The following is an 11,495-nucleotide window of genomic DNA, read 5'->3' as shown; positions in this document are numbered from 1 at the left end:
TGAATCTACCAGCCGGCGGCGGTGCCGGCGGGAACGGGTTGCTGGGACTCGGCGCCGGCGCCGAAGGCGATGACGTCGAGGTCGTCCGGGATGGAGAGCGGACCGGAGAACGTGGTGCGGGCCTTCTCCCAGGCCTCCGGCGGGGAGTAGCTCGGCACCAGGTGGTGCAGGGCGAGGTGGCGCACGCCGGCGTCGGCGGCGATCCGCCCGGCCTCTTCGGCGGTGGTGTGGGCGCGGCGGTGGTGGTCCATGGTGGCCTGGAGCATCTGCGCGTCGGAGTACTGCGCGGCCAGGACGTCCAGGTTGATCGCCTCGTGCAGCAGCAGGTCCGTGCCGCGGGCCAGGCGCACCATGTTGGAACAGGGGGCGGTGTCCCCCGAGATCGTGACGGAGCCCTGCGCGGTGTCGAACCGGAAGGCATACGCGGGTGCGGTGGGGTGGTGGGAGACCAAAATGGCGCTGACCGTGACGTTGGCGTCGCGGAACACCTCGAACGGCTCCATGTCCGGGGCCACGTTGTGGTCCGGATCGAACCCGGTTCCCTCCGGCAGGCGGATCTCGCGGGCCTCGAACTGCTCCAGCGGCGAGGTGGCCAGGGAGTCGAAGATGCGGTCGTTGCAGTCGGTCGCGTAGGCGGCAAGCAGGCCCTCCACCAGGCCGGCAACGCCGGGGGTGGGCCGGTGCGGGGCGACCGGGACGGGGACGGAGGTGGCGCGGGGCGAGAGCGGGGGCAGCTTGCCGCGGTCGCCGGGGCCCACGATCGGGATGGGGCCGCGGGCGGTGTTCTTGAGTTCGAACGCCCCGAACAGCAGCAGGGAGGGCAGGTCCACGGTGTGGTCCGAGTGCATGTGGGTCACGAAGATCCCGCCGAGATCCGCCATCTTCAGGCCGGCCGCGTTGGCCTGGCGCCCCGCGCCCTGGCCGCAGTCCACCAGGTACCAGGTCCCGTTGACGACGACGGCGGTGGCGATGCCGAAGCGCGGCGTGCCGGCGTGGTCCTTCCACCAGCGCGGACCGCCGGCGGTTCCCAGCGTGACGACGTACGGGACGCCGTTGGGGGTGGCGGCGCTGTCGGGGGTTGCGGTCATCGGGTGTCTCCTTGGGGGCGCCGTTCCGGGGAAGTGCGGCTTGGGGATTCGAACTTGAATCCAGTCTGGTGGCGCCCATCACATATGCCAAACTACAATTTCTGACTAGTGGCATAAGCAAAACTCATGCAAGGAGAACGGCTTGAAGGAAATCACGCTGCGCCAGTTGGAGTACTTCGCGGCCATCGCCGAAACGCAGTCGGTGACCGAGGCCGCGCGGCGCTGCAACGTCAGCCAGGCGGCGGTCAGCCTGGCGCTGGGACAGCTGGAGGACGCGCTCGGGGCCACCCTGGTCATCCGCCGCCGGGGCAAGGGCGTGGCGCTGACGGCCGAGGGGCAGACGGTCGCCACGCGGGCCCGACTGGTTGCCGACCAGGTCGCGGAGATGTCCACCGCGCTTCACCAGGTCCACGGGGAACTCTCCGGGCGCCTGGTGGTGGGCGTGTTCCGCACCCTGGCGATGCACGTGATCCCGCACCTGGTGGAGTGGTTCACCACGCGGCATCCCGCCGTCGAACTGGATTTCCTGGAAGGGACCGGACCGCAGATCCAGGAGGCCATGCTGGCCGGGCGCGCGCAGCTGTGCGTGGTCTACGAGGCGCAGGTCGAGCCGCAGTGCGCCACGGTGGTCCTCAGCGAGGAGCGCCGGAAGGTGGTGCTCGGGGCCGACCATCCGCTGGCGGGCAGGGAATCGATCCGGTTCCGCGACCTGGCCAAGTACCCGGCCATGCTTATGGACGAGGAGCCGGCCCTGCAGCGGACCATCGCCGAGTTCCAGCGCCATGGGGTGGAGCCGCTGGTGCGCTGGCGCAGCGCCAGCGTGCAGGCGATCCAGTCGATCGTGGGCCGGGGGCTGGCGTATTCGCTGCTGATGCAGGAGACGGCGCTCTCCCCCGAGGGGCGGCCGCTGGTCTTCCGGCCGCTGGCCGACGACGTCCCCACCAACTCCGTGATGGCGTCGCTGCCGGCCGGGGTGGCCCGGAGCGCGCTGGTCGAGGAGACGCTGGCGGCGCTGCGGGCGCGCTGGCCGGACAAAGAATCAGGCCAGGAGCCGAGGGGGTAGCCGCCCCTACGCGGTCCGGTCCACCGCCGAAAGGATGACCGCCGCCAGTTCCTTCGGCTTGGTGAACTGCGGCCAGTGGCCGGTGGGCAGGTCCACGAACTCGACGTCGCGGATGCGGGCCAGCTCGGCCACGTACGGGTGCCCCGAGTCGATCCACTCCTGCAGCAGCGAGGACGGATAGGCGCAGGCGATCACGGTGGCCGGGACCGCGTACCGGCGCACGTCGTGCAGGTGCTGGGGGTCCTGGGCCACGCCGCGCGGCTCCGGGATGGCCCGCGCCCGGAACTGGTCCCGGAGTTCCTCGTCCAAGTCCCGCAGGTCCGCCTCCTCGAAGCCGTCCCACGGCGGCAGCGGTACCTCATCGCCCTCGGAAGGCAATTCGTCGTTGATGGACCCGCCCTCGCCGAGCGGCCCGCTGTCCACGTAGACGCTGCGCGCGATCTTCTCCGGGCGGGCGTCGGCGACCGCGTGAATGACAGCTCCCCCGCCGGAGTGCCCCACGAGCACCACGGGCCCTTCGAGCCCGTCGACCAACTGAACGACGGCGGCAACGTGGTCCGCCAGCCCGATGCCGGCCCGCGGGGCCTCCACCGACTCCAGGCCGGGCAGCGTCACCGGGTGCAGCCGGTGCCCCGCCTCGGTCAGCGTGGGCGCCACTGCGTCCCACGAGGAGGCGTCCAACCAGAATCCGGGAACCAGAACGATGTCCATGGGCCGACCCTACGCCGCGGCGGGCGTTCGTTGAACAGCGGCGCGCGGGATCGGCAAATCCCCGAACGGCGGGCCGGGTCGGCGCACTCGCCGGTCTGGCGCGCCCCCAACCATGGACTTCACCCTGCACCGATGTCAGGGCTTCGTCCACGGTTGGGGGCCAGCGCGGCTACACGGTATCCGCGGTACCCAGGACCAGGCTGGCGCTGGCTGCGAAGAACAGCCCCACGCCTTGGACGAAGCTGGTTTTCACCCCGGGCACTTGGGCCGCCGCCTCGCCGCGGAGTTGCCGGACGGCCTCCAGGATGGCGAACATTCCGTACATCCCGGTGTGGGTATAGGAGAGGCCGCCGCCGTTCGTGTTCATCGGCAGCGCGCCGTCCAGCCCGGTGTGTCCCTCAGCGATGAAGGCGCCCGATTCCCCGCGGCCCACGAACCCGAGATCCTCGAGGCCGTAGAGGGGAAGGTGGGCAAAGGCGTCGTAGATCATCAGGTGATCGATGTCGGCGTGCCCGACCCCGGCGGTCTCAAAGGCCTCGGTGCTGGAACGGCGGAAGGCGTGGAAGGAACCGGCTTCCTCCATCTGGGAGACCAGCGGCGCCTCAGCAGATTCACCCGAGCCAAGCAGAAATATGGCCCGGCCCCCTGCGGGAAGGTCACGCGCCCGCTCCGCCGAGGTCAGCACCAACGCCCCGCCCCCGTCGGTGACCACGCAACACATGTCCTTCGTGAACGGGTAGGCCACCAGCGCCGAGGAAAGCGCGTCCTCGATGGTCAGCGGGTCGCGCTTCAGGGCCCGGGGGTTTTTGACGGCCCACTGCCGCTGGGCCACGACGACTCGTGCCAGATCCTCGCGATCCATGCCGCGCTCGTGCAGGAAGCGCATGACGGGCAGGGTGAAAGTCGAGTACGGCATCTGTGCCCCGTAGGGCATCTCGAACTGGCCCACGAAGGATTCCGGCGCGCGCACCCACGGGTTCATTCCGACGCGTGATCGTCCGGATTCGCCGTGCGTGATGAGCACGGTCCGTGCGGCCCCCGAGGCGATGGCGGCGGCGGCGTGCCGGACCAGCAGCATGAAGCTGCCGCCACCGACCATCGTCCCGTCCAACCAGCGAGGCGTGATGCCGAGGTGGTGGCTGACCTCCATGGCCAGGGGTCCGGCCGTGGCCACGCCGTCGACGTCGGCGACACTCAGTCCGGCGTCGCGCAACGCGTTGAGCGCCGCCTCGGCGTGCAGGTCCAGCATGGACATCTGCGGCAGGGACCCGATTTCGGTCGTTTCGGAAGCACCGACGATGGCGATGTTTCCTGCGTGCATGGTGGGCATGTGGGTCACCGTTCCTTCGTCGGAGTGAACACGGGTAGCAGCATCCCATCGGCTTCCCGGAAGTCGACCCTCAGGGGCATGTCCAGCGGCAGGTTCTCTGGCAGCGGGTCGACGTCGACGATGTTGCTCATCATCACGGGGCCCTCGGCGAGCTTGACCAGTGCGATGACAGGCGAGAGGATCTCGCTCCCCGGAACCGGCCGGTGGTTGATGATGTAGGAGTGCAGCGTTGCCATTCCGCTTGCCTGGCGCCATTCGACGTTGGCGGATCCCGTGAAGGGCGAGAACGCCCGCGGGTAGAAGAAGTACTGCTCGGTGTCCCGGCAGTAGCTGAGCACCAGGCGCCGCTGCTGCGCCTCGTCCCAGAAGAACCGGGTCTGCGGTGTGGGGGCTGGCAGGGCGTAGCTCATCGACTGGACCTCCTGAACTCGCCGCGGTCCAGCACGAGCCGGTCGCCGGCATGGGTCTGGAACTTGGCAGTGTCCCCGTCCTCCCAGATCCGCACCGTGAGCTCCTCCCCCGGATAGACGGAGGCAGCGAAACGGACGGACATGTGCTCGAACCTGGCTGGATCCGAGCCGCACAGCGCGTGCAGCAGGGCCCGGCCGGTGTAGCCGAAGGTGCACAATCCATGCAGGATGGGCCGGTCGAAGCCGGAGGACCGCGCGGACACCGGGTCCGAGTGCAGCGGATTGCGGTCGCCGCTGAGCCGGTAAATCAGCGCCTGCTGCTCCGGCACGCGATAGACCACTACGTGGTCGGGACTGCGTTCGGGTACCTGCCACGGCGTGCTGCCGGTCCGGGTCCCTCCGAAGCCCCCCTCGCCCCGCGCAAAGATGGTCGTTGTGTTGGTCAGCAGGAGCTCGCCCGTAGCGCGGTCCACGAGGTCGGATTCCGTGAAGATCATCGCCCCCTTACCCTTGTCCTGGATGTCCGAGAGTCGAGCCACGATGTCCACCGAGCCTTCGACGGGAATCGGACGCTTGAGCGTCAGGGACTGTTCGGCGTGCAGGATCGCCGAGAGCGGGAAGTCCCCGAACCGCGCCAGGTCACCGCCGGCTCCCATGACGACGCCGAAGGTCGGCAGGACCTTCTGGGGCCGCCCGCCTGAGTTTTCCGTGGTGAACTCAAGCTCGCTGAGCGGGTTCTCGGCTCCGGCGCCGACGCCAAGGGCGTAGAGCAGCGCGTCCTTCGAGTCCCACTGCCTGGTGCCGACCGCCCATTCGGTCCCGATTTTTTCCAGATACACAGCCACGATCGGCCGTCCTTTCACTCAATGTACTTCGGAGGTTTTCAAGGTGGGTTCGGCCGGCGACTCCGCTCGGGCGGTGATCTTCCGGCCCAAGGGAAGGATCACCATGATGACGACACTCAGCCCGCCGCAGATGGCCCAGACCGTCAGGAACGCGCCGAGGCTCGGGACCGAGGTGCCGGGCAGGAACATGGCCGACATGACACCGGCGAAAAGGGCACCGCCCAAAGCACCCGACAGGGTGCGGGACGTGTTGTACATGGCGCCGGCGATGCCGGAGGAGTCTTTGGGGGCCAGTCCGACGACGATGGCCGGCATGATTGCCACGAAGATCCCGATGCCGAATCCCCCAACGAACTGGGCTGCGAAGAAGACACTGAGGTTGTCGTTGAAAAGCATGACCATGACGTATTTGGCGACCACCAGCAGGTTTGAAACCCAGAGGACCCGCGCCTGGCCGAAGCGACGGACCAGCGGGGCCCCGATAAAGGCTCCGACCATCAGCATGGCGGATGAAGGCAACAGGGTCAGCGAGACACCAAGTGAATCCAGGCCAAAGCCATATCCCGCCGTATCCGGCTTGGCCGCGGCGAACAACGAATTCACGGAGCCCGAGCCATAGAACTGGGCGCCGAAGAGCAGCATCAGCAGCAGGAAAAATCCGACGCCCCCGCGGGTGACCAGGTCGATGTCCACGAGCGGGCTCTTGACGCGTCGCTCCACCCGCACAAACGCGATGCATGCGGCGATACCGACCAGAATCAGGAAAATGATCAGGGGCGAAGTCCAACCGTAGGCCCGGCCATTGCTCACCGCGAACAGCGTCAGCGCCAACCCCAGACCCAAAAGGGTCGCTCCCTTCCAGTCGATACTGCCTTGGCTGCGAATAGTGGTTTCAGGAACGGTCAAGGCAATGAGAACGAGAGCCAAGAGTGTCAATGCTCCCGGAACGAGCAGGATTGCGGCCAGCGGAAGGAAGGTGCCCAAGAACCCCACCAGCAGTGTTCCGATGGCGGCTCCGGCGCCGAGGCAGCCTACGAGGATGCCGATACCACTTGCGGCACGGTCACCGGACCGCTCGCGAATAATGGCCATCTCGAGGGGCAGCAGGGCCCCTAAGGCCCCCTGAATGACCCGCCCAAGAACAAACATGGGAAAGGTCGTTGCCACCGCAGTGACAATGGTTCCGACCACCACCGTGGTCAAAACGATGAGGACCATCTTCTTGTGGCCATAGAGGTCCCCGAGCTTGGCCAAGAGCGGGACGAAGACCACCGATGCCAGCAGGTAGGACGCACTGACCCAGTTCAGCTGGGCTGCGTTCGTGTCAAGACGCTCTCCGAGCATGCTCAGCACGGGCGCGTACCAGGACTGGAGGAAACCGCTCACAATCTCCGAAAATGCGAGAAAGCCAACGATCGCCATGATGCCCGTCCGGGCGAGCGGAGTCGTCGGGAGGGTTTTTTGATTCGTCATGAATTGTCCGTTCCACGGCCCTCGGGTCGCCGTCGACCGAGGGAAGTTGATGGCGACGCACCTGGTCGGCACGCCGCGGGGAAGGAAGGAAGAACGAAAGGGATTCATACGGACGTTTTTCGTCCGTAAAGAACTGGACCCCAGCATGGGAGTGGCGGAGGTGATTGTCAACCCCTCGCGAGGCATGATGTATCCATGAGCACCAGCCCGCAGCGGACGGCCCCCCGCGGCCGCCCGGCCGACCCCAGCGTCGAAGCACGGGCCTTGAACGCCGCCGTCGAGCTCTACTCGGAGGTCGGATGGAACGGCTTCACCATGGACGCCGTGGCCTCCCGCGCCAAAGTCGGCAAGGCGGCGCTGTACCGCCGCTGGCCCACGAAGCAGGAGCTTCTCACCAATGCGATCGCCGGATCAAAAGCGCCCGATGTGAGCCTTCGCGATACCGGCGATCTGCGCACGGACCTCGAAACCATGGCCGAGGGCCTGATCGGAGCCCTACACACGCCGCGGGGACTCGCCGAACTGCGCCTCCAACTGGAGGCAAAGATCTATCCCGAGATTCTGGACCAAGCCATGGACCCGATCCGTTCCGCCTGGACCGCCTCGGCGCGGACCTATGTCGCGGCGGCGGTTTCCCGGGGCCAACTCCCAGACACGGCATCGCCGACGCTGATCTTCGACGCCATTCGGGGAGCCATCATCAACAGGTTCCTGCTCACCCCCAGCCACCGCTCGACCTCGATGCTTGAGGGCCGGCACGAACTCGCCCAGCGGGTCGTCGGGTTGGCCCTCGCCAGCTTCGGCTAACCCGAGAACACGCCCCCACCACGGACGCACCGCACCTCAAACAGCCTCTTCCCGTCCGGACGCAGCACACCCGCATCCAGGATGCCGCGGAAAAAGTACTTGACGACCACGCCCGATGGGCCTACGTTCACTTTACGGACGATAATCGTCCGATAGTAGACTCCACGCCTCTTCTCATGAAAAGAGCTGGCTATGCAACCCACCAATCCATCCTCCGGCAACGATGCCGCGCGGAATGCCTACCAATGGGCCGTCGTCGACCCCGATCGCGTCGCCCTGATCCAGCACGAGGAGGAAACCACCTTCGGCGAACTCATCGGCCGGGTGAACCTCATCTCCAACCACTTGCGAGACCTGGGTCTGGAGGCCGGCGACGTCGTCGCCGGCTTCATGGACAACGACCCCGCCTACTGGGCGGTTTCCCTGGCGGCACAGCAGGTTGGCCTGTACTACGTCCCCATCAACTCCCACCTCAAAGCCGATGAAGCCGAGTACATCGTCGCCAACAGCGGTGCCAAGGTCCTCGTGGCCGGTCCCGCACAGGCCGCCCTGCTGCATGCAGCCGGGACGGCAACGGGTGCCGTCCACCGCTACGCCCTGGCCGAGGCACCGCCCGACTGGATGCCCTACGCCGAACTCGGCCGCGGGTACCCTCCGGCCGCCCCGGAAAACCGGGTCGCCGGCGCCATCATGGGCTACACGTCCGGTACGACCGGGCGCCCCAAGGGAGTGAAGCGGCAGGTCGGGCAGGAGTCCCCGGAGGCCGCAACACAGCGCACATTGGATATGCTCGGATCCTTCGGCCTGGCCTCAAGCAACGGAGTCCATCTAGTCTGCTCGCCGCTGTACCACGCGGCCCCGGCCGGATTCGCGACAGGGGCCCTGCATCTGGGGCACACCCTGGTGATCCACACGAAGTTTGATGCCGCGCAGGTACTGGCTGACATCGAACGCCACTCCGTCACCAACTCGCACATGGTCCCCACGCACTTCCACCGCTTGCTCTCCTTGCCTGAAGAGATCCGGCAGGCCACCGACACCTCGTCCCTTGAGGTTGTCGTGCACGCCGGCGCCCCGTGCCCGGTGAGCCTTAAGCGCAGGATGCTCGCATGGTGGGGACCCATCATCTGGGAGTACCTCGGTGCCACGGAGGGGATCGTCGCCATCGCCTCGCCATCCGAGTGGGCGGCCCACCCAGGCACCCTCGGGCGCCCGGCCGCGGGTGCCGTGCAGATCCTCGACGAGCTCGGGGTCGAGCAGCCCGCAAGAACAAGCGGCAGGATCTTCTTCAAGTCCACGATGCCCTTCGAGTACCTCGGCGATGCGGAAAAGACCGAGGCCAACCGGTTCGGCGACCTGGTCACGGTGGGCGATTTGGGTCTGCTCGACGAGGAGGGCTACCTCTTCATGCAGGACCGGCGCAACGACCTGATCCTCAGCGGTGGCGCCAATGTCTACCCTGCCGAGGTCGAACAGGCCCTGATCGACCACCCCGCGGTTTCCGACGTCGGAGTCATCGGCGTCGACGACGACGAGTGGGGGCAGGTCGTCGTCGCTGTCATCCAACTCAATCCGGGTTTCAGCGCCGGCGACGACCTACGGGCCGAGCTTGACGGCTTCGCGCGGACTGCCCTGGGCTCCTACAAGCGTCCCAAGCGCATCGAGTTCCTCGAGGAGTTCCCGCGCACCCCGAGCGGCAAACTGCTGCGTCGACAACTGCGTGACCTCTATTCCTCGGCCGCGCCTCGAACCGCCACAGCCCCATCCCCCCTCTGAACCAATCAGCACGAAGGAGCCACCATGAAAAAGCTTGAAGGCAAGGTCGCCATCATCACCGGCGGTGGACGCGGCATCGGCGCATCCATCTCCCGCCTGTTCGCCCAGCACGGCGCTTCGCTTGTGATCAACGACCTCGGCACCAGCGAGGACGGCAAGGGCGGGGACTCCGGCCCGGCCCACGACATCGCCAACGAAATCGTGGCCGCCGGCGGACAGGCGATCGCCGACGGTGGCGACATCGCCGACGTCGCCACCGGCCAACGGCTCGTCGAAACCGCCATCAAGCGGTTCGGGAAGCTGGACATCGTCGTCAACGTCGCCGGCATCCTGCGCGACCGGATGATCTTCAACCTCAGCGAGGAGGACTGGGACGCCGTCCTCCGCGTCCACCTCAAGGGCCACTACAGCACCATACGCCCGGCGTCGGCCTACTTCCGGGAACAGCGCAACCCCGACGCGAACTACCGCATCATAAACTTCACCTCCGTTTCGGGGCTGCAGGGCTCCCCGGGCCAGCCCAACTATGGGGCGGCCAAGATGGGCATCGTCGGGCTAACCTACTCCCTGGCCCAGGGTCTCGCCCGCTACGGTGTCACGGCCAATGCCATCGCGCCCGCCGCCGCCACCCGCCTCACCGCGACCGTGCCCGACGAGAAGAAGCTGGGCTCGAACGATCGCGCGGCGCAGGAGATGTCGCCCGACAACATTGCCGCTGTCGCCCTCTACATCGCCAGTGAGGACTCGAAGTGGCTCAGCGGGCGGGTCGTGTCCGCAGAGGGCTACAAGGTGGGCCTGTACGCCAACCCGGAGGAGATCAGCTCCGTGGAAGCGGACGCCCCCTGGGACATCGACGAGCTCGGAGCCGCCGTGGAAGCCAGTTTCCGTCCTCTCGCAAACGGCCTGCCGGCGAGCATCTTCGCGTCTCAACTGGTGAAGTAACCCATGGAGTCGATTCTGGTGACCGGCGTCCTGCAACAGGAGGCTTGGCGCAGGAACATCCTGCCGCCCGTCGAACAGGTCGCCGGCCACATCTGGTCCATCCCCGTCCCGTTCCCGGACAACCCCATGAGGTACACGTTGTGCTACCTCATCCAAGGAAACGGGGACTCGGTCCTCGTGGACCCGGGGTGGCGCAGCCCGGACGGATTCGTCGCGCTCGAAGCGGGGCTGGAATCCACCGGGACCCCCATGGCGTCGGTCACCGGAATCGTACTCACCCACTACCACCCCGACCACGTCGGCCTGGCCAAGGACGTCATGGCGGCCAATGGAGCGTGGCTCGCCATCGGCAAGAACGAACCCCGCGCGTTGCCCGGGGACGGCGGATCGACGTTGGCCGACCGGTACGAACGATGGGGTGCGCCCCGCGACGTCATCGAGGCGTACCGGCAAGGCGCCGACTACCGGCCCCAATTCGAATCCCTCCAAGACATCTCCTTCACCCTGGAGGACTTCGACCTCATTCCTCTCCGTGGACGAAACCTCAGGGTCGTCGAAACACCGGGCCACAGCCCGGGGCATATCTGCCTTTTCGACGCCGAGGCCAACATGCTCCTCTCTGGTGACCACGTGCTGCCCCGCATCTCACCGCACGTCTCTCTGGAGCCAGGCCATTCGCCGGACCCCCTCAACGACTACGTTCGGTCGCTCAACAAGGTCGCGCTCTACGCCCACGCGGAGGTCCTGCCCGCCCACGAATACCGGTTCAAGGGGCTCCCAGCCCGTGTCCGGGAACTGCGCGACCTTCACGAAACGCGAAGCCGGGAAGTGCGGGAAGCCGTCGAAACACACGCTCCCGGAAGCGTATGGGATACCGCCAAACACCTCCGATGGAAACGTGGTTGGGACGGCCTGTCCGGCATGGCATTGGGCTTCGCTCTCGGTGAGACGGCCGCCCATCTGGCGTATCTGGTCGCCTCCGACGCCAGCGACGCGCTGGTCCGCGGGCGCTGCACGGAATTGCTCGGGACCGCCCCGGCCAATCCCTGA

General features: G+C 67.1%; 11 protein-coding genes. 5 read left to right on the top strand and 6 right to left on the bottom strand.

Going from position 1 to position 11,495, the window contains the following annotated elements; all coding sequences use genetic code 11:
* Positions 1–5: 5 nt before the first annotated feature.
* Complete coding sequence (locus tag ABD912_RS21560; RefSeq protein WP_345154212.1) at positions 6–1,088, bottom strand: MBL fold metallo-hydrolase; 1,083 nt, start codon at positions 1,086–1,088, stop codon at positions 6–8.
* 142 nt (positions 1,089–1,230) lie between these two features.
* On the opposite strand from ABD912_RS21560, the gene ABD912_RS21555 reads away from it, so the two are divergent.
* On the top strand, positions 1,231–2,151 hold the full coding sequence (locus ABD912_RS21555) for a LysR family transcriptional regulator (protein WP_345154209.1): 921 nt from the start codon (positions 1,231–1,233) through the stop codon (positions 2,149–2,151).
* Positions 2,152–2,157: 6 nt separating this feature from the next.
* Here ABD912_RS21555 and ABD912_RS21550 read toward each other — a convergent pair whose 3' ends face one another.
* The 5 genes from ABD912_RS21550 to ABD912_RS21530 all read right to left on the bottom strand — a co-directional run bounded on the left by ABD912_RS21550 (position 2,158) and on the right by ABD912_RS21530 (position 6,920).
* Positions 2,158–2,862, bottom strand: a complete 705-nt coding sequence (locus tag ABD912_RS21550; RefSeq protein ID WP_345154206.1) for an alpha/beta fold hydrolase — start codon at positions 2,860–2,862, stop codon at positions 2,158–2,160.
* A 169-nt stretch (positions 2,863–3,031) separates the two neighbouring features.
* Positions 3,032–4,192, bottom strand: a complete 1,161-nt coding sequence (locus ABD912_RS21545; RefSeq protein WP_345154203.1) for a thiolase C-terminal domain-containing protein — start codon at positions 4,190–4,192, stop codon at positions 3,032–3,034.
* A gap of 5 nt (positions 4,193–4,197) precedes the next feature.
* A complete protein-coding gene (locus ABD912_RS21540) occupies positions 4,198–4,602 on the bottom strand; it encodes a Zn-ribbon domain-containing OB-fold protein (protein WP_345154200.1) in 405 nt (134 codons plus the stop codon).
* Positions 4,599–5,447 (bottom strand): MaoC/PaaZ C-terminal domain-containing protein, encoded by an 849-nt coding sequence (locus tag ABD912_RS21535; protein ID WP_345154199.1) that lies wholly within the window; start codon positions 5,445–5,447, stop codon positions 4,599–4,601. Before ABD912_RS21535 ends, ABD912_RS21540 begins: the two co-directional genes overlap by 4 nt.
* 18 nt (positions 5,448–5,465) lie before the next feature.
* The gene (locus ABD912_RS21530) at positions 5,466–6,920 is read right to left on the bottom strand and encodes an MFS transporter (protein WP_345154198.1); all 1,455 of its coding nucleotides are present in this window, start codon (positions 6,918–6,920) and stop codon (positions 5,466–5,468) included.
* 195 nt (positions 6,921–7,115) lie between these two features.
* Here ABD912_RS21530 and ABD912_RS21525 point away from each other — a divergent pair, with 195 nt between their 5' ends.
* The 4 genes from ABD912_RS21525 (at position 7,116) to ABD912_RS21510 (ending at position 11,495) form a co-directional block, all read left to right on the top strand.
* The gene (locus ABD912_RS21525; protein WP_345154195.1) at positions 7,116–7,727 is read left to right on the top strand and encodes a TetR/AcrR family transcriptional regulator; all 612 of its coding nucleotides are present in this window, start codon (positions 7,116–7,118) and stop codon (positions 7,725–7,727) included.
* Positions 7,728–7,919: 192 nt separating this feature from the next.
* Positions 7,920–9,503 carry an AMP-binding protein gene (locus tag ABD912_RS21520; protein WP_345154194.1) on the top strand — a complete coding sequence of 528 codons (1,584 nt, stop codon included), beginning with the start codon at positions 7,920–7,922 and terminating at the stop codon, positions 9,501–9,503.
* A gap of 24 nt (positions 9,504–9,527) precedes the next feature.
* The gene (locus tag ABD912_RS21515) at positions 9,528–10,445 is read left to right on the top strand and encodes an SDR family NAD(P)-dependent oxidoreductase (RefSeq protein WP_345154193.1); all 918 of its coding nucleotides are present in this window, start codon (positions 9,528–9,530) and stop codon (positions 10,443–10,445) included.
* A gap of 3 nt (positions 10,446–10,448) precedes the next feature.
* A complete protein-coding gene (locus tag ABD912_RS21510) occupies positions 10,449–11,495 on the top strand; it encodes an MBL fold metallo-hydrolase (protein ID WP_345154192.1) in 1,047 nt (348 codons plus the stop codon).

Origin of the sequence: Arthrobacter ginkgonis (assembly GCF_039540195.1) — a bacterium.
GTDB classification, from domain to species: Bacteria; Actinomycetota; Actinomycetes; order Actinomycetales; family Micrococcaceae; genus Zafaria; species Zafaria ginkgonis.
This window is presented reverse-complemented; position numbering and strand designations above follow the sequence as displayed.

Excerpts from the sequence above, each read along its gene's own strand:
- ABD912_RS21530 (WP_345154198.1), bottom strand. The coding sequence starts at position 6,920 with ATGACGAATCAAAAAACCCTCCCGACGACTCCGCTCGCCCGGACGGGC.
- ABD912_RS21525 (WP_345154195.1), top strand. The coding sequence starts at position 7,116 with ATGAGCACCAGCCCGCAGCGGACGGCCCCCCGCGGCCGCCCGGCCGAC.
- ABD912_RS21560 (WP_345154212.1), bottom strand. The coding sequence starts at position 1,088 with ATGACCGCAACCCCCGACAGCGCCGCCACCCCCAACGGCGTCCCGTAC.
- ABD912_RS21550 (WP_345154206.1), bottom strand. The coding sequence starts at position 2,862 with ATGGACATCGTTCTGGTTCCCGGATTCTGGTTGGACGCCTCCTCGTGG.
- ABD912_RS21540 (WP_345154200.1), bottom strand. The coding sequence starts at position 4,602 with ATGAGCTACGCCCTGCCAGCCCCCACACCGCAGACCCGGTTCTTCTGG.
- ABD912_RS21515 (WP_345154193.1), top strand. The coding sequence starts at position 9,528 with ATGAAAAAGCTTGAAGGCAAGGTCGCCATCATCACCGGCGGTGGACGC.
- ABD912_RS21545 (WP_345154203.1), bottom strand. The coding sequence starts at position 4,192 with ATGCCCACCATGCACGCAGGAAACATCGCCATCGTCGGTGCTTCCGAA.
- ABD912_RS21510 (WP_345154192.1), top strand. The coding sequence starts at position 10,449 with ATGGAGTCGATTCTGGTGACCGGCGTCCTGCAACAGGAGGCTTGGCGC.
- ABD912_RS21520 (WP_345154194.1), top strand. The coding sequence starts at position 7,920 with ATGCAACCCACCAATCCATCCTCCGGCAACGATGCCGCGCGGAATGCC.